Source organism: Mucilaginibacter litoreus, from assembly GCF_042676805.1.
GTDB lineage: Bacteria > Bacteroidota > Bacteroidia > Sphingobacteriales > Sphingobacteriaceae > Mucilaginibacter > Mucilaginibacter litoreus.
This window is the reverse complement of the sequence record NZ_JBHTHZ010000014.1, coordinates 312,308-330,194: the sequence shown is the minus strand read 5'-3', so window position 1 is coordinate 330,194 and position 17,887 is coordinate 312,308. Positions and strand designations below refer to the sequence as shown.

Sequence of the window (17,887 nt, the reverse complement as noted above, 5' to 3'; positions counted from 1 at the left end):
AAACGTACACTTGTTGCGTTAGCTTATATCTGTTAGCGCAACAATTTTGTTATGTCGAAATTTAAAGACCGACTTGCCTGTAAGGTTTAACTCCCGGCCCTTTGTTAACCCATTGGGCAAATCAATAGCTAAAACAGCCTGATAACTTATATCAACCACAGTTTCATCGCCATTATGTTGTATATTCTGGATAGCCTGATGCCGGCTGCTAAAATAAGACTTTGCACTTTCAGCCTGCTCTTTAAACGCCTCAATGCCCTCCACAGCCAGGTTTACAACGCCTCCGGATATATTTTCAAAACGGATGTTTGACGACATATCAGCAACCATAGCATTAACATCAAACCTGTTGTAAGCGGCTATATAGTTTTTGATTATCTCCTCTTTGTTCTCCATCGCTTACTTCAATGCTTTTTTAATTGCATCATCTGTTACTTTGGCCATTATTTTATATCCGGCCTCATTAGGATGAACCCCATCAATTGTTAGCTCGGCTTTTTGCCCGTTCCGCTCATCAACCAGAGGCGTAAAATAGTCGAGCAAAACAAGCTTTTCTTTAGCAGCATACGCTTTGATAGCTTTGTTTAGTTCGATTATTTTTTCTGCCGCCGGAAGGCCCTTTCGCCATGGATATTCATAAATTGGCAGATACTCGCATAAAATAACTTTAATGCTATGCGCTTTAGCTAATTCAGTCATAGAGTAAATATTGTCCATGATACGGGCAATTGTTACATGCCCTGTAGTCCCGGCAAGATCATTGCTGCCTGCCAAGATAATTACAGCTTTAGGCTTAAGCGCAATTACATCCTGCTGAAAACGAATAAGCAACTGAGGTGAGAGCTGTCCGCTTATACCGCGATCTATATAGTTTTTATGCTCTGCAAAATATTGAGGCATGCGTTGTTTCCAGAACTCAAAAATGGAACTACCTAAAAATACCACACGGTTTTCTCGCGCTGCAGCAGGAGGCAACGCCTTGTTTTCGGTTTCATAATGGCGCAGATCAGCCCAATCATCCTTAAAATCTTCTTTAGATTCCTGGGCAAACAAATGTCCTGATAATAACAAAGCAGCAATAAATAAAGCGTATCTCATAATTACAGTATTAAGCCAATGCTTTCAAATGTACATTACTTCGCTGTAAATTGAAATTTATATATGCCTTATACCACCATTCCACCTTATACTTTGATTGTGTTGAATTATGCTTTTAAAGAACAATTTGAGCGTTTTAACATTCTTTCTTTTTAAGGCTAACATTAATCAGATAAAAACTTAGTATTTTACAGCAAAAATTCAGACTAAATACCAGTTTGAATAATTTAATTTTTTAGTTTTTTAAGTTTTTTTATAAAAAAATAACAAACAGCAACTTATTTATGTACACATCGCAACATTTTGAAAAATACAATCTTATAAATGGCGTATGGGACGAAATGTATAACGAAAATCACGTCGTTCGCGATCATTATAAAAAGGTAATTGAATATTTAGGCCAGGAATCGGCTGAAGACCTTAATAAAAAAGAAGAATTAGCCAAAAGGTTATTCATGACACAGGGAATAACATTTACTGTTTATAACAGCGGCGAAGGCATCGAAAAAATATTCCCGTTTGATATTATTCCGCGCGTTATTACAGCTGCAGAATGGGCTTTTGTTGAAAAAGGCATTAAACAGCGTTTAAATGCTTTAAACCTTTTTCTGAAAGATATTTATCACAACCAGTTTATCATAAAAGATGGGGTGGTGCCTATTGACATTGTTTACTCATGCCCGCATTTCCTGCGCGAAATGTATCAGTTAAATGTTCCTTATGATGTTTACGTACATATTGCCGGGATAGATTTGATACGCGATTATGACGGAACCTTTTATGTGCTTGAAGATAACCTGCGTACACCATCGGGCGTAAGCTATATGCTTGAAAACCGCGAGATAACCAAGCGCTTGTTCCCGGATCTTTTACCGCATTGCGGGGTACGCAGCGTTACCGAGTACCCATCCATTTTGTATAAAAATCTGCAGGCATTGTCGCCAAGGCAAAACAGTAATCCAACTATAGTGCTGCTTAGTCCGGGTATATATAATTCGGCCTATTTTGAGCATACCACACTTGCCCGTTTAATGGGTGTAGAGTTGGTAGAGGGGCGGGACCTGGTAGTAAACAACCACAAAGTTTACATGAAAACCACTACCGGCCTGCAGCAGGTTGATGTGATATACCGAAGGGTAGATGATGATTTTTTGGATCCGTTGGTATTTAACCCTCAAAGCGTTTTGGGCGTTGCGGGCTTAATGGGAGCATATCGTAAAGGCAATGTAGCTATTGTAAACGCTATAGGTAACGGCGTTGCTGATGATAAAGCAACTTACATATACGTGCCAGATATGATACGTTATTATTTAAACGAGGAGCCGTTATTAAAAAATGTGCCTACACACCGGCTGTCAAATACCGATGAGCGTGAACATGTTTTTGAAAACATCAATAAAATGGTTATCAAAAAAACAAATGAAAGTGGTGGTTACGGCATGCTGATGGGGCACTCGGCAAGCCAGGAAGAGATAGCAAAGTATAAAATAGAGATACTAAAGGATCCCCGAAACTTTATTGCACAGCCAACAATTAGCTTATCTGCAGCGCCATGCTATATTAACGGCGCTTTGCAGCCACGCCGGATAGATTTGAGGCCTTACGCTCTTTGCGGGCCCGATGGCATCGAAATTGTCCCGGGTGGCTTAACCCGCGTAGCGCTGACAGAGGGATCGTTGGTAGTGAACAGTTCGCAAGGCGGTGGCAGTAAGGATACATGGGTGCTGGCCTGAGTTCAGAAATATCGAACATTGAATTTCGAACATGTAAAATGATGAAATACATATTTACTTCATCATTTTATATTCCATATCCGATGTTCATAATTATAACAATGAATGTTAAGTAGAGTAGCAGCAAGTTTTTATTGGTTAAGCCGGTATATTGAGCGGAGTGATGGCATTTTAAGGATGCTTAAAACAAACTATGCCTCATCGCAGGATTCGGTACAAGGGTTTTCATGGGAGCCGGTGATCCGCATTTTTTCTGGTGCAGATGAAGCGTTGATCAAATCCCTGGGCAACGATAGCCGTGCCGTTTTAAAATACATGGTGACCGACCGGGAAAACCCTAACTCCATCATCAACCTGATAACCCTGGCGCGCGAAAACGCCCGAAGCGTACAGGAGCATATCCCCAAAGACCTTTGGCAGTGTTTAAACGAATATTATCATACCGTAAAAGAACCTAAAATAACAGCAGGGTTACGAAAAGATGACCCCATAGGGGTTTTGGATGTACTGATAAAAGAAGTTATGCTGTATTATGGAACCGCTGAAATAACCATGGAACGAGGGCAGGCGCGAAGCTTCATGAACATTGGCAAGTATCTTGAGCGTGCTATACAATCTATCGATATATTGGATGTAAAATTTGGCCCTATAAATGCCAATCCGGATTTACTGCTGGATATTACTTACTGGAAACACCTTTTGCTTTCTATTGGCGGGTATGAGCTTTATCAAAAAACCTACCGCTACGGGCTGCAGGCGCAAAATGTAATTGAACAGGTGATTTTAAATAACGATTTCCCGCGATCTGTAATTTATTCGGTCAATAATATACAGCGCTATTTCGACAGGCTTAAAAACAACAGCAATGTTAACGACTATAGAGAAATATCGTTCCACATAGGCAAGCTGCAGAGTAATATCAAATACAGTTCGGTAAACAGCATCCGACAGATAGGTTTGCACCAATTTTTAACCAGCGTTCGGGACGATCTATACAAAACAGGTAATTCCCTTAACGAATACTATTTTGCAAATTCCTGATAAATATTACAATTATGCCAGAGTTTAAAATACAGCATATCACGAAATACAGTTATGACGGTTTTGTGCGCGACAGCGCGAACAAAATAATCTTATACCCAATAACTGATGTTTACCAGGAAGTGTTAAAACATGACCTTATAATAACCGGGCACCCGCAGGTAGATACTTATATAGATTATTATGGCAACCAGGTTGGGAGTTTTACTTATACAGAGCGGCACAATTCATTAATTATTAACTCGCAGGTATCTGTTATCACCCATCCTAAGCCCTTACCGCTGGATAATATTTTTTCATATGATCAGTGGACTGATCTTTTTAATCTCAGGCACACGGTTCCATACATTGATTTTTTAAAACAGGAATATTTTGAAGGGCTGAGCGAGTTGCGGCCGATAGTTGAACAAGAAAGAAAAACAGATGATACACCTTACCACGTAGCCTTACATTTTACTAAATATGTATACAGAAACTTTGAGTATATAAAAGGTGTAACTACCGTAGAAAGCACGCTGGATGATGTGTGGAAGCTGCGCGCCGGGGTTTGCCAGGATTTTGCCCATGTTTTAATGGTAATGCTGCGTTATGTAGGTATACCAGCCCGGTATGTAAGCGGTTACATTTGCCCTAATAAAAATGGCATGCGGGGCGAAGGGGCAACACATGCCTGGGCCGAAGCCTACCTGCCAGGTTATGGCTGGCTTGGCATCGACCCGACGAATAATTGTATAGCTAACGAAAACCATGTGCGGCTGGCTGTAGGCCGCAACTTTAGTGATTGTTCTCCTGTTAAAGGGGTTTATAAAGGAACAGCCGGCCATACGCTTGAGGTATCCGTTTCTGTTGGTTATGATGACAGCCCTATTCAGGAAGAAAAAGATATCTTTACCATTTCAAGTGCTTCGAAACCCGCAACAAGCGTCCCCAGGAACAGCTATGCCCGGTATGTAGAAATGATGCAGCAGCAACAGCAGCAGCAGCAATAAGGATTTTGATATAATGACATATTGTTTAGGAATAAAAGTTAAAGAGGGCTTAATTGCCATTGCCGATACACGTATAACATCAGGAACAGATGTTACTGTTAAAAAAAAGGTAACCACGGTACAAAACGACAACGGTTGCATGTTTATCATGACGAGTGGATTACGCTCGGTAAGAGACAAGGCCGTGGTTTACTTTAATGAACTGATAAAGACGGAAAGTCACACCAAGCTTTTTGAAGCGGTTAACGCGTTTGGCCAGCAAGTGAGGCGGGTGGCAGAAGAGGATAGGAATTACCTGGAAAATGCCGGTTTTAAATTTGACCTGAATACCATAATAGGCGGTCAGCTTAAAGATGACGAGGAACATAAGTTATTTTTGCTGTACCCGGAAGGGAATTGGGTGGAGCTGGGGCTGGGTGCGCCATTTACCATTATTGGCAATGCCGGGCACGGAAAAGCTATACTTAACCGTACGCTGGACGAAAACTCCGACATGCGCATTGCCTTAAAGGCGGGGTTTCTGTCGTTTGACTCTACAAGGGTAAGCAGTAACAATGTTGATTTCCCGATTGATATTGTATTATATAAGAAAGACTCCTTTATGTTCATTGAGCAACGGTATACACAAAGAGATATGGCCGAAATATCGACACAATGGGCCGATGAATTAAAAAGCGCGCTTGAAAATATTTCTGAAGATTGGATGGAAAAGGCATTTTCAAAAATGCCGGAGGTAAAGAACAATGAAGTTTAAAGTTTCTGCCGAGTTGGGTTATGATGTAAGATCGTCCAGTACCATTGTGCTGAATATACATGCCCTGCGTACAGCCCATCAAACCATTCTAAGCGAAAGTTTAACAATAAGCCCGGCCATTGATGCAGAAGAACTTACGAACATTACAACAGAAAACCGCTTTGTAAGGTTAGATATACCTGAGCCCGGCAACTATAACATACGGTATGAGGCGGTAGTTGATAACTGTTTTGAAGTGCGTAGTTATGCCGAGTACTCGGAAACCCCGTTAGGCAGTATAGATGCGGGGGTATTTGTTTACCTAAATCCTAGCCGCTATTGCCAGTCAGATAAGCTTTATCGTCTTGCAGAAAACACTTTTGGTAAAATTAAAGGTAACTATAACAAAGTAGTAGCCATTACCAGGTGGATCCATCAGAATGTGGAGTATTTAAGTGGATTCAGTAATTCCGAAACATCTGCATATGACACGGTTACACAACAAGCCGGCGTTTGCAGGGATTTTGCACATTTAGGTATAGCGCTCTGCCGGGCGCTAACCATCCCGGCACGTTATTTTACAGGGTATTCTTATATGCTTATTCCTCAGGATTTCCATGCATGCTTTGAGGCTTATATTGGCAACCAATGGTTGCTTTTTGATGCAACCAGGCTTGCCCCATTAAACGGGTTGGTTAAAATTGCCACCGGCAGGGATGCCGCCGATGCCGCAATAGCCAGCATTTTTGGCAATGTATTTAGTATTAACACTAAAGCCTCCTGTGAGATGTTTGAGAACGAACCTTTCGTACCGGTATACTATCCACCATCGGTATATGATGCCTATACTTATTCTTAAATGCTTACTTAGTTTAAAATACCTACTAATGGGTATTGTGATGGTGTGCCCCTCAGGATAGATTTGAGGGTTGAATAATACCTAAACCTTACTGCAATTCAACTTATTTAAGCCGCCGGTAGTATACCGGCGGCTTTATATCAAATCAAATGCCCTTGCGTATTGCATCAGTTCGTAGGTGTTAGCGTTTAACTTACTTTTTATGTTTTTACGGTGCGTTTCGGCTGTGGTTACAGATATAAAAAGCGCTTGTGCTATTTCTGCTGCGCTTTTTCCAAGAGCAATAAGCTTAAGCACTTCTTTTTCGCGCTTGGTTAGTTTAGAAAATATCCTGTAATTATCCCGTAAAAATGTGTTTTCTGCCAGCAGGCGGGTTGCTTTGGCTGCCATGTGGTGCATAGCATCAATAGGTACAGCCAGTGTTATAGTATATGTCGGCTTACCTTTATCGTCCCGTGCAAATATACGCGAACTGGATAAATGCCATGTCCAATCCTTTTTACCAGGGAGTTTTACCTGCTGAAAATAGGTAATGATGTCATCATTGTTCTTTTGCAAAAAATCAAAAACCTTGGGCGCATAATCCCTCGCATCCTCGTGGTTAAAATAACGACGGTGATATTCATCGGATGATATGGATGTTACCTCTTCTATGGTTATACCCAGCTGTTTTAAACCCCATTCAGACATGTAAACAACCGACCAATCGCGAACATCATGTATAATTACGGCTCCGGGCATAAGGCTAAAAGTGGCTTCATGCTCTTCAATCTTTATTTTTAACTCTTCTGAAAGCTTTACTGTATGTAGCATTACATCTAAAGTACAAGTTTAAAAGCTTGCTAAAACCGTGTTTTAACGGTTAATTACTACGTTGTTTGCATGTGTTGTTCACTAACCGCCATAACATTTTCCTGCTGTTTCAGCTTCGCTTTGCGCAAATACCGCAGGTGCATTATTCCAATTATTAAAGCTGCAATCCCTTCAAATAAGATGGTATCGGGCGCTCCAATCCATTTTGATACAGACCCAACCAGCAACCCGCCAATTGGCTGCAGGCCAAAAAAAGCCATAGCATAAAAGCTGATTACCCTGCCGCGCATTGCAGGTTCAACAGTTGTTTGTATCAAGGTATTACTTATCGTAATCTGCGACATCATGCCAAAGCCAGCAATGGTGGCAAATATTAAAGCAAGCCAATATGTATTTTCATGGGAGAATAACACCAAACCAACGCCAAAAATCAATGTATTTATACCGAGGATTTTTTTCAGATTACTGCCGGAGTTTAATGATGCTAAGAAAATCGCCCCGCTGAAAGCCCCCAGTCCAATTACGCTATCTATCACACCAAAGGTTGTGGCATTGCCTTTAAATACTTCCCTGGCATAATAAGGTATAAGTGTGCTAAATGGCAGCACCAGCAAGCTAATTAATGAGAGCATCACTATAACAAATAAAATTGATGGTGTTGCTTTAAGGTAAGAAAAGCCTTCCTTAAATTCGGTAAACGCATTTTTGGTGTGTTGTTTTGCTTCATACTTTGGCAGGCGCATCATTAACAATGACCCGAGTACCGCAATAAAACTTACCGCGTTTAACACAAAGCAAAAGGCATCGCCCCATGTTTCCAATATAAAACCGGCAATAGCCGGCCCGATAAGCCGTGATAAATTAACCATGGATGAGTTTAAGGCCAGCGCGTTAGGCAATGATTGCTTGTCTTCTATCATTTCGTAAACTAACGATTGCCTTGCCGGCACATCAAAGGCGTTGATAACACCCAGCACCACACTTAACGCAAGTATTTCCCACACTTTGTAATGGTTAAACAGAATCAACATGGCCAGCAGGGTTGCCTGTATCATTGATGCCGCCTGTGTGGCCAGCAACACCCTGAAACGGTTATATCTATCTGAGATTACTCCGCCGTATAAGGATAATAAAAACGACGGAAACTGACTGGCAAACATGGTTAGCCCCAGCATGAAGGTGGAGTGCGTAAGCGTATATATCACCCAGCTTACTGCTGTTTTTTGCATCCAGGTACCTATAAGCGAAACCGATTGCCCTGCGAAGTATAAGCGATAATTACGGCTACGGAACGCTTTAAAAGTGCTGATGTTCATTATACCTGAACGACAAAGGTGAATGCACAATTGTTTTTTGCGGATGTTGTAATAATTAATTTACGTAACCCTGTAAATAATATTCGGCAGTAATACCTTTATTTTATATAAATTAATCCCTATTTTTCGTTAGCTTTTGTACTACATCGTTAACCTGAATGAGGCCCGCAGACAACTACGATCAACTCATCGAGAAGATCAATATCTTTATTAAAAAATATCACTTTAATAACCTGCTGCGCGGGCTGATATTTTTATGTGCTGGCTTATTTTCGGCTTATCTTGCAATAATAATCGGGGAGTATTTCGGTAATTTTAACATCGTTTTACGAACCATACTCTTTTACTTTTTTATTCTATTTAACCTTGGGCTGATGGTGTGGCTCGTTATTCCCCCTCTTTCCGCACACCTTAAGCTTAGAAAGGGAATTAGTTACGATGAGGCTGCAGAGATCATCGGTAAACATTTTGCGGATGTAAATGACAAGCTTTTAAATACGTTACAACTTAAACGGCAGATAACAGAAAACCCGGCACATCGTGAACTGCTGGAAGCAAGTATCAACCAGCGGATTGAAACTCTAAAGCCGGTTAGTTTTCCATCCGCAATTAACCTGCGGGAAAACAACAGATACTTAAAATGGGTAATACCTCCGGTTGCCGTTATCTGCATTATAGCTCTTGCAGCACCTACGGTTTTAACAGAAAGCACTAAACGCCTTATACAACATAACCGCTATTTTGCGCCGGTTGCACCTTTTAAATTTATAGTGCAAAATCAAAATTTATCGGCCACGCAAGGCCAGGATTTTAAGTTGAATTTAAAGCTTTCTGGTGATAAGTTACCAAATGATGTTTACATAGAAACCGGTAACACTGTTTTTAAACTTGACAAAGAAAATATAAGCCGGTTTTATTATAATTTTTCAAACGTACAAAAAAGCGTCACTTTCAGGTTTTTGGCCAATGGCTTTCAATCCGAATACTATGACTTAAAGGTAAATTTAAAACCAGTCCTGTTACGTTTTGATGCGCAACTGGTATATCCGGCCTACCTGCACAAAAAAACAGAGATTGTTAATAACGCCGGAGATATGAGCATCCCGGCCGGAACCATGGTTAAATGGACCTTCCATACGCAGCATACCAAGAACATTGCTTTTTACTTAGACGGGCACCGACAGATTTTAACCACATCTGGCAACGACAAATTTGAACACCAGGAACTAATAACCCAACCTTCTGCATACGCTGTTAGCCCGCTAAATGAAAATGTTACTACGCCCGACTCTGCAAGTTACCGCATAAATATTATTGCAGATGAAGCCCCTTACATTGAGGTACAGGAAAAACCTGACTCGGTCAGCATGAATGCATTTTATTTCACCGGCAAAATACAGGATGATCACGGGTTTTCGTCTTTGAAATTCATGTACCGCATTTTGGGTAAGGGTAGTACCCGTTTAATAGCAAAACCGGTTAATACTAACCTTAATGCCACGCAAAGCGGTTTCTTTTATTTCTGGGACTTAAAGAAGCTGGGTATAAACCCAGGAGATGAAATAAGTTATTATTTTGAGGTAGCAGATAATGACGGTGTAGCCGGGCCTAAAACAGCCAGAACACCAGAGCGCAAACTGAACGTTCCGGATGCAGCAGCACTTGCACGTCAGTTAAATGCGGGCACTCAATCTGTCAAACAAAAAATGCAATCGGCAGTAAAACTGGCAGGGCAGATTGAAAAAAGTGCACAAAAACTAAATGAATCATTGCTGGATAAGAATAACCTGTCATTTGATGAGAAAAAACAGGTTGAAGATTTACTACAAAAGCGGAAAGATCTTGATGAACTGGTAAAAGACATACAAGCCGAAAACAAGAAGAACCTTTACAACCGGCAGGAAAACATGCAGCAAACACAGGAGCTGGTAGAGATGCAAAAACAGATTGAAAACCTGTTTAATAACGTTTTGGACCCCAAAACGAGGGAAATGCTGGAAAAGCTTCAGCAGTTATTACAACAAAATCAAAAAGACAATACCCGTGATGAGTTATCTAAAATGCAGATGGATAACAAGTCGCTAAAAAAAGAGCTGGACCGGATTTTAGACCTTTATAAACAGCTGGATATTGAACAGAAGCTTAATCAAAATATTAATCAGCTTAACAGCCTTGCCAATGAGCAGCAAAAGCTTGCCGATCAGACAAAGAAAGCGGGCGATAATGCCAACGACCTGCTGCAGCAACAAAAGCTGAACCAGGCGTTTGAAGCTGTCAGGCAATCGTTAAGCGATCTGCAAAAAACAGCAGAGCAAAATGGAAACACCCAATTTAAAAACCCTCAGCCCGAGCAGCAGGATATCAGCCGCAGTATGCAGGAGGGAACAAAGGCACTGAAAGACAATAACCGCCAACACGCTTCAGATGCACAACAGCAAGCGGTAAAAAAAATGGAGCAGTTAGCAAAGCAACTCCAGGATGAAGATTCGGAAGGACAGGAGAGCCAGAACGCCATAGATGCACGCCAGTTAAGGGAGCTGTTAAAATCCTTAGTAAACAGCTCTTTCGCGCAGGAAAAGCTTATGCAATCATTAAACGGCATCAATTCATCCGACCCGAATTATACACCCTTGGCTCAAAAACAAAAAGACATTAAAGATAACCTTAAAACTGCGGAAGACAGCTTATATGCATTAAGCCGCAGGGTTCCGCAAATACAATCAGCAGTAAATAAGGAAATTACCGGAATAAATGATAATATAGACAAATCTTTAGAGCAGTTAGGTGAACGAAAAACGCCAGAAGCTCTAAGAAATCAGCAGCTTGCCATGACGGCTATGAATAATTTGGCACTGATGTTGAGTGAAGCGCTGGAACAATTGCAAAAACAAAAAAATAAAAGCGGAAAGGGTAAAGGCAATCAGCAATCGTTGTCGCAATTAAGGAAAATGCAACAGCAGCTAAATAAAAATATGCAACAAGCCCGTGAGCAAATGCAAAAAAATGGAAACAAACCTGATGGGAAAGCAGGACCAAGCGGTACGAGCGAGCAATTTGCCAAAATGGCCCGCCAGCAGCAAATGATAAGGCAAACCTTACAACAATTAAACAGAGAAAATAACAAGGACGGGACGAACGGACTGGGAAATTTAGATAAAATTGTAAAAGAAATGGAACAAACCGAGAACGATCTCGTAAACAGGAAAATAACAGATGAGGCTATAAAACGCCAGCAACAAATACAAACCAGATTACTTGAGGCAGAAAAAGCCGAACAAGAACGGGAACAGGATAAGAATAGAGAGAGTAAGGCGGCAAAAGATATGCCGCCGGGATATATAAAAGCTTTGCAGGATTATGAGCAGATAAAGTCAAAGCAAACGGAGCAGATAAGGACTGTACCCCCATCGCTTAATTTGTATTACAGGCAAAAAATTAAACACTACTTTGATCAACTTAATGCAAAATGATATGGAACGGGCAAATGTTCAGGCAGCAGGGGAGCTTTATACCTTACAACTTCCATCAAAAGTTGAAAGCATAACACAGCTTGAGGCTTTAATTGAGGAAGTGGCAGATAAATACCAGGTTAGCGAAGATACCTTTGCCAATATGATGACTTGCCTTAATGAGGCGGTTATGAATGCTATTATGCATGGAAATAAGCTTGACCCTGATAAAACTGTTTTTATAAATGTCGAGATTGATGGTAAACGAATTGTTTGGACTATCACCGATGAAGGAGAAGGCTTTGATTACAACAACTTAGCAGATCCAACCGCACCCGAGAGGTTAGAAGAGCTCACTGGCCGCGGAGTGTTTATTTTAAAACACCTTGCAGATCAATGCGTTTTTAACACAAGCGGCAACGAGGTTGAACTTCATTTTAAAATATAAATGGCCGCAATAACCTTCTTTGAAGAAGACATTTCCTACAAGCTAAAAAATAAAACAGCCGTACGAAAGTGGATAAATAACACCATTGAAGCAGAAGGATATAAGTTGCGTGAGCTAAACTATATTTTTTGCTCAGACGACTACCTGCTTCAAATCAATCAGCAATACCTGGATCATGATACCTATACCGATATCATTACCTTTGACAATTCGGAAGAAGAAGGAATTATCGTTGCTGATATATTCATATCTGTTGAACGCGTACAGGAGAATGCTGCCAATTTTAAAGTGACCGAAACACAAGAATTACACCGTGTGATTATCCATGGCGCGCTGCATCTTTTAGGTTACAAGGATAAGTCTGACACCGACAAGAAAAAAATGACATCCAAAGAAGATTTCTATTTGGATAAAAGAGGTTTTTAATACCTACATTTACTTTCAAATTATTCATCTTCAATTGCTAATACATGAAAACGTTCGCTTTGATACTGGCTATGATGTTTGTTTCATCGGCGCCTACGTCGGTTTATACCTTTAAGCTGAAAACCATTGACGGTAAAAATTTTTCCCTGGCCAAATACAAAGGCAAAAAGCTGCTGATTGTTAATACAGCATCAAAATGCGGCTTTACCCCTCAGTATGCCGAATTACAAAAACTGGCCGACCAATACGCCGACAAAGTGGTGGTGGTTGGCTTCCCGGCAAACAACTTTGGCGGGCAGGAGCCCGGCACCAATACCGAGGTTAAGGAGTTTTGCCAGAAAAACTTCGGTGTAACCTTTCCGCTAAGTGAAAAAGTGAGCGTTAAAGGCGATGATATCGCACCGATATTTAAATACCTTACTGCAGAGCCTAACCCTGATTTTACCGGTGAGATAAAATGGAATTTCGAAAAATTTCTGATAGATGAAAATGGTAAACTGATACACCGTTACCGTTCGGCTGTTAAACCGTTGTCCGAAGAAATAACTTCAGCATTATAATATAAAGGGCCTCGAGGCCCTTTTTTATTTTAGTTCCAAACCAAATCCCGGCTTGTTGCTTAACTGCCATTTTCCATCTGCAAAATCCGGCATGCTATAAGGGTTATTGCTGGTCAATAATGGTCCATCCAGGTCGGCCCAATCGCATTGTGGTGCTAAGGCGGCGGCTGCTAATGTAGCACAGCTGGTTTCGCTCATACAGCCAATCAATACTTTTAAGCCAAGCGAACGGGCTCTGTCTATCATCTGCTTGGCTTCGTGCATTCCTGCAGACTTCATCAATTTAATATTTATGCCATGATACACGCCTTTGGCTTTTTCTACATCCGGCAGGCGCTGTACGGCTTCATCAGCAATAATAGGTATAGGGCTTCGCTCAGTTAGCCAGGCATTGCCATCGATATCTGCTTTTATCATAGGTTGCTCTATTAATTGAACACCCTGTTCATGCAGCCAATGTATATGATCGAGGGTTTTTCGGAGGTCCGTCCAACCCTGGTTGGCATCTGCATATAAAGGTTTATCCGTTATAGCCCGGATTGTTTGTATCAGTTCCCTATCTGTATCTCGGCCAAGCTTCACTTTTATCACTTTTACATCAGGCACCTCATGCAGTTTTTGAATAACAATATCCTTTGTATCAATTCCAATGGTATAACTTGTAACCGGCATCACTACCGGGTTGGTGCCTAAAAGTTGCCAGCAGGGCATTCCTCTTAACTTTCCTTCAAGGTCATGCAAGGCAATATCAATAGCTGCCTTTATAGCCGGGTTTCCTGTTTCAATGCTATCCAGATAGTTGCTTATCTCCGCATAATCAAAAGGATAAGTAATGCGCTTTACATCCACTTTATTTAAATAGGCCGCGGCACTTTCATGGCTTTCGCCCATATAAGGCACCATTGATGCTTCACCATAACCAATTTGCCCTTCATGTTCAATTTGTACCAGCATCAGCGGTGTTGATGTGCGCGAAAATTTAGCAATGGTAAAAGGATGTTTTAACAGGAGGTTATATGGCTGATAAGTAAGCTGCATGTCAAATATCAAAGCTAAAATTTAATTTTTAAGATACTGCTTATCTTTGCCCTATGCCGGCACAAATTTACGCCCCGTTCGAGCGCTTTAACTTTAGTAATAAATTTTGCTTTTTAACAGGTGAGCCACTGCAAAGCGAAGAAGAAAAGATACAGGTTTTTCCGCAATGGTTGATGAGCCGTTATAATCTGGAAGAAAGCCCATTCAAATTGCTTGACGAAAGCATAGCCACCTATAAAGATCTTAAGCTGCCCTGCTCCGCTAACATAAACGATACTTTTATAGAACCGCTGGAGCAAGACATTGCCAAGGCATTTGCTTCCGGGTACGGGGCTGTAAAGGCGCTTGATGAGCTTAAGCTTTTTCAATGGGCCGGTAAGCTTTTGTACGGTATTGTTTTTAACGAGATACAAGCCGGCATTAAGTTGATGCATGCACAGGGAGAAGAATTCAGCATGTCGCAATCCATACTGCTTAAATTTAGTCAGCTTCACCTGATGTTGCAAAGCATCAACTTGCCTATCATATTCGAGGATTTTAAGCCGTTTAGTTTATTTCTGTTCAAGGTAAACAATAAGGAAGAAGAATTTGGCTATCGCGATGAGATCAATACGCAAACATTCGCGCTGCGCATCAATGATTTTGGACTTGTAATCTGCCTGCAAGACAACGCCTCAAATTATTATTATCATAAGCAGTTGTACGACCAGATCAGGAACGATACCCTTCATCCCATACAATTTGAGGAATTCAGCGGTAAGGTTTTTTATTCCAATTATCTTTTTAACCGGTTACCAGAGTATAACATATTACCTGTAGGCGACGATATCTACATAGAAGAAATGCCTTTGCGCGGATTAAGCAGCAAGCCTTTATTTGACGAATGGCAGAACAAGACCTATGGCCAGGTACTGGAAAACTTTTGGAAAAACTGGGGCTTTTTACTTTTAGAAATTATAAAAAACCCTGAAAAACCGATGAGCTTTTTGTTGGATGAAGCCGGGAACAAAATACCTGCAGATCAAATACGCCTGCCTATCTGAATTTTTCGATAAATTCATTCAGCACATTGTGATGCAGCGCTATAGTAATAATGATACCGCTTATAGCGCCAAAAAAGTGCGCGTCATGGTTAATGTTATCCCGTGCGTGTTTTGATGCAAAGTGGCAGTAAACAAGGTAAAGCCCGCCAAATATCCAGGCAGGGATAGGGATAGGGATAAACAGGATACCCATACGCGCGGTAGGATCAAACAATATATAACTGAATATAACCGCGCTTATGGCGCCTGATGCACCAAGGCTGTTATACCATAAGTCGTTTTTATGTTTCTGGATGGTAGGCAGGTCGCTCAATACCAGGCTTACAATGTATAGCACCGCAAACTGCCAGTGCCCTAACAAAACCTCAAGCTGAAAGGCGAAAAAATAATATGACAACATGTTAAAAAACAAGTGGTTCCAATCCTTATGGATCAGGCCGCTTGTGATAACTGTGTACAATCTTTGCCCGCGCGATACATTATACGGATTAAGTATTAAATTGCCATAAAGGTTATGGTTTGAAAAAGCCCATAACGACGTTGCTAATGTTATAGCGAATATAATGGATGCTACCGGAGCATACTGCAGGTATTCTATCATTTAAGATCAAGTTTTATATTGCTCAACAATCTGCCTATTGGGTAGCGTAAAACCGTTTTCTCAAAATAAGGCGAGTTGCGGTAAACCCAATTAATTTGTGCGCCGGCACTTGCTTCCAGTTTTGGGTCGGCTGCTTTAGCCTCATCAAGTCTCTTTTTTAAATCAGGGTCTTTCTGAAGTAAACCGGCAGCAACATCTTCAAACACATAGTCGGAAAAATACTCTTTTTGTCCAAGTACACTGTCAAAAAAGTTCCATGCAAAAAATGAGTCGACGCCCTGTGGTTCAAGTGTTTCAACAATATAACGGTTAATCGGCTGATTTACATACACTACATAATCGCCCTCATAAAACTTCACTTTTGCATCAACCGGGTTTAACTTAACACCCGTATGTACATAGTGTCCTTCATAGGGGCGCTGACCGGTTTTGTAATCAGCAATGTAGTACATCTGCAAGTTCAAGGTAGTATCATGTGCCAGGCGGCTCATTGCAACTTTATTCAGCTTAAACAAAGCTATCGCTTTACCCCATGCCTGTGGTATGATATAAGCAACGGGTTTATCAGCTGTAGCAGTAGCTTTATAAGTATTAAAAAACTTAACCGTTTTGGTATAAGGCTTATTCCTGTCATAATATAGCCTGGTTAAACCACTTACATCACTGGGCTTGTGTTCTGCAGCGTAACCTTTAAAGGTAATGGTATCTACCTTTGTATTGTCAACGTCCCAGTTAAGGGCAAAGGTTTTTTGTTGAGCAACCTCAGCATCAACTTTCCTTTTCATATCGCCCAGCAGCTTCGCATCCCTTTGGCAAATATTAATCAGATGCTGCATAAAAGCATACGTTGCCCAAACACGTTTATCAAAGGGTTTCAGCATGTGTGTCTCCGTCATGTAACTGATAATATTATGCTGTGCGGCATATCCGGTAGAAAACCGCGGCGTCTCCATAAAGCTTACAATACCACTATCCGGCAGGCCATGTTCGCCAGCACCGTAGGGAATCATTTCAAACCCACTTTGCTTCATGCCTTTGTATAAGTCAGGCGTAAGGGTTTTATCGGTGTATGCTGCAAGGGTAGGGTTTTGCTTGTCCTTTTGGGTTTCAATAAGGGTCATTACATATTGATAATCCGCGCCATCACTGGTGTGGTTATCCAGAAAAACTTCAGGCTGCCAGGTGTTTAATATCTGTGCGAAAGCTAAGGCATTGCGGCTGTCGCTCTTTATAAAATCCCGGTTAAGATCAAGGTTACGGTAATTTCCCCTAAAGCCGTATGCCCGCGGGCCATTCTGGTTGGCCCGCGACAAACCACGATTCAGGCTACCATCAATATTGTAAAGTGCGATGAAGCATAGCACTACGTCTTTTGGTAACTGGTTTTTCTTGAGCAGATCCCGCACCAGCATCATACTGGCATCAATGCCTTCAGGCTCGCCCGGATGAATGCCATTATTGATTAATAAAACCCTTTTATTTTGTTTTTTGATCGCAACAGGGTCAAATACTTTATCCTTGGATAGTACTACAAGAGTCAATGGTTTGCCAATGTCAGTAGAACCGTAATTAATGATCCGCATCTGCGGCTGGTTAACTGCAAGTTTGTTATAATAGCTTACAACTTCGGCATACGTTGCCGTGTAATTTTTATCCTTACTTTGTTCAAACGGGGTAAGCTGTGCTTTAGCCGCAAAAAAGGACGAAAGACAAAATAAGAGCGTAAAATATTTCTTCATT

The 17,887-nt window shown here is 41.1% G+C and carries 17 protein-coding genes; 10 read left to right on the top strand and 7 right to left on the bottom strand.

The genetic code is table 11. The features are described from left to right. Nucleotides 1-18 precede the first annotated feature (18 nt). Together ACFQZX_RS17175 and ACFQZX_RS17170 are read right to left on the bottom strand one after the other, a co-directional pair. Entirely contained in the window at nt 19-396 is a 378-nt protein-coding gene (locus ACFQZX_RS17175; RefSeq protein WP_377117687.1) for a nuclear transport factor 2 family protein, read from the bottom strand. A 3-nt stretch (nt 397-399) separates the two neighbouring features. Then, a complete protein-coding gene (locus tag ACFQZX_RS17170; protein WP_377117685.1) occupies nt 400-1,098 on the bottom strand; it encodes an SGNH/GDSL hydrolase family protein in 699 nt (232 codons plus the stop codon). A gap of 284 nt (nt 1,099-1,382) precedes the next feature. Between ACFQZX_RS17170 and ACFQZX_RS17165 the strand changes: the two genes are divergently transcribed. The 5 genes from ACFQZX_RS17165 (at nt 1,383) to ACFQZX_RS17145 (ending at nt 6,453) form a co-directional block, all read left to right on the top strand. Then, on the top strand, nt 1,383-2,831 hold the full coding sequence (locus tag ACFQZX_RS17165) for a circularly permuted type 2 ATP-grasp protein (protein WP_377117683.1): 1,449 nt from the start codon (nt 1,383-1,385) through the stop codon (nt 2,829-2,831). A 105-nt stretch (nt 2,832-2,936) separates the two neighbouring features. Next, on the top strand, nt 2,937-3,872 hold the full coding sequence (locus ACFQZX_RS17160; RefSeq protein ID WP_377117681.1) for an alpha-E domain-containing protein: 936 nt from the start codon (nt 2,937-2,939) through the stop codon (nt 3,870-3,872). 14 nt (nt 3,873-3,886) lie between these two features. Beyond that, on the top strand, nt 3,887-4,861 hold the full coding sequence (locus ACFQZX_RS17155) for a transglutaminase family protein (RefSeq protein WP_377117679.1): 975 nt from the start codon (nt 3,887-3,889) through the stop codon (nt 4,859-4,861). A gap of 13 nt (nt 4,862-4,874) precedes the next feature. Next, the gene (locus tag ACFQZX_RS17150; protein WP_377117677.1) at nt 4,875-5,615 is read left to right on the top strand and encodes a peptidase; all 741 of its coding nucleotides are present in this window, start codon (nt 4,875-4,877) and stop codon (nt 5,613-5,615) included. After that, nucleotides 5,605-6,453: a transglutaminase-like domain-containing protein gene (locus tag ACFQZX_RS17145; protein WP_377117675.1), complete on the top strand. Its 849-nt coding sequence runs from the start codon at nt 5,605-5,607 to the stop codon at nt 6,451-6,453. Before ACFQZX_RS17150 ends, ACFQZX_RS17145 begins: the two co-directional genes overlap by 11 nt. Nucleotides 6,454-6,588: 135 nt before the next feature. Here the strand turns inward: ACFQZX_RS17145 and ACFQZX_RS17140 are convergent, their stop codons facing one another. Continuing rightward, nucleotides 6,589-7,266: a response regulator transcription factor gene (locus ACFQZX_RS17140; protein ID WP_377117673.1), complete on the bottom strand. Its 678-nt coding sequence runs from the start codon at nt 7,264-7,266 to the stop codon at nt 6,589-6,591. Between the two features lie 56 nt (nt 7,267-7,322). Continuing rightward, the gene (locus ACFQZX_RS17135) at nt 7,323-8,582 is read right to left on the bottom strand and encodes an MFS transporter (protein WP_377117671.1); all 1,260 of its coding nucleotides are present in this window, start codon (nt 8,580-8,582) and stop codon (nt 7,323-7,325) included. Between the two features lie 158 nt (nt 8,583-8,740). Between ACFQZX_RS17135 and ACFQZX_RS17130 the strand changes: the two genes are divergently transcribed. From ACFQZX_RS17130 to ACFQZX_RS17115, 4 genes are read left to right on the top strand one after another with little or no spacing between them, the layout of a single operon-like run. Further along, on the top strand, nt 8,741-12,052 hold the full coding sequence (locus ACFQZX_RS17130) for a DUF4175 family protein (RefSeq protein WP_377117669.1): 3,312 nt from the start codon (nt 8,741-8,743) through the stop codon (nt 12,050-12,052). Continuing rightward, on the top strand, nt 12,042-12,479 hold the full coding sequence (locus ACFQZX_RS17125) for an ATP-binding protein (RefSeq protein WP_377117667.1): 438 nt from the start codon (nt 12,042-12,044) through the stop codon (nt 12,477-12,479). The genes ACFQZX_RS17130 and ACFQZX_RS17125 overlap by 11 nt, the downstream gene beginning before the upstream one ends. Further along, the gene (gene ybeY / locus ACFQZX_RS17120) at nt 12,480-12,905 is read left to right on the top strand and encodes an rRNA maturation RNase YbeY (protein ID WP_377117665.1); all 426 of its coding nucleotides are present in this window, start codon (nt 12,480-12,482) and stop codon (nt 12,903-12,905) included. A 44-nt stretch (nt 12,906-12,949) separates the two neighbouring features. Next, nucleotides 12,950-13,465: a glutathione peroxidase gene (locus tag ACFQZX_RS17115; RefSeq protein WP_377117663.1), complete on the top strand. Its 516-nt coding sequence runs from the start codon at nt 12,950-12,952 to the stop codon at nt 13,463-13,465. A 24-nt stretch (nt 13,466-13,489) separates the two neighbouring features. Here the strand turns inward: ACFQZX_RS17115 and ACFQZX_RS17110 are convergent, their stop codons facing one another. Then, nucleotides 13,490-14,515, bottom strand: coding sequence for a dipeptide epimerase (locus ACFQZX_RS17110; RefSeq protein WP_377117661.1), 1,026 nt, complete (start codon nt 14,513-14,515; stop codon nt 13,490-13,492). 41 nt (nt 14,516-14,556) lie between these two features. Between ACFQZX_RS17110 and ACFQZX_RS17105 the strand changes: the two genes are divergently transcribed. After that, nucleotides 14,557-15,546: a hypothetical protein gene (locus ACFQZX_RS17105; RefSeq protein ID WP_377117659.1), complete on the top strand. Its 990-nt coding sequence runs from the start codon at nt 14,557-14,559 to the stop codon at nt 15,544-15,546. Here ACFQZX_RS17105 and ACFQZX_RS17100 read toward each other — a convergent pair. Together ACFQZX_RS17100 and ACFQZX_RS17095 are read right to left on the bottom strand one after the other, a co-directional pair. Next, a complete protein-coding gene (locus ACFQZX_RS17100; protein WP_377117657.1) occupies nt 15,539-16,147 on the bottom strand; it encodes a rhomboid family intramembrane serine protease in 609 nt (202 codons plus the stop codon). The two genes, ACFQZX_RS17105 and ACFQZX_RS17100, sit on opposite strands and share 8 nt — an antisense overlap. Continuing rightward, complete coding sequence (locus tag ACFQZX_RS17095; protein WP_377117655.1) at nt 16,144-17,886, bottom strand: M14 family zinc carboxypeptidase; 1,743 nt, start codon at nt 17,884-17,886, stop codon at nt 16,144-16,146. The genes ACFQZX_RS17100 and ACFQZX_RS17095 overlap by 4 nt, the downstream gene beginning before the upstream one ends. Nucleotide 17,887: the final 1 nt, after the last annotated feature.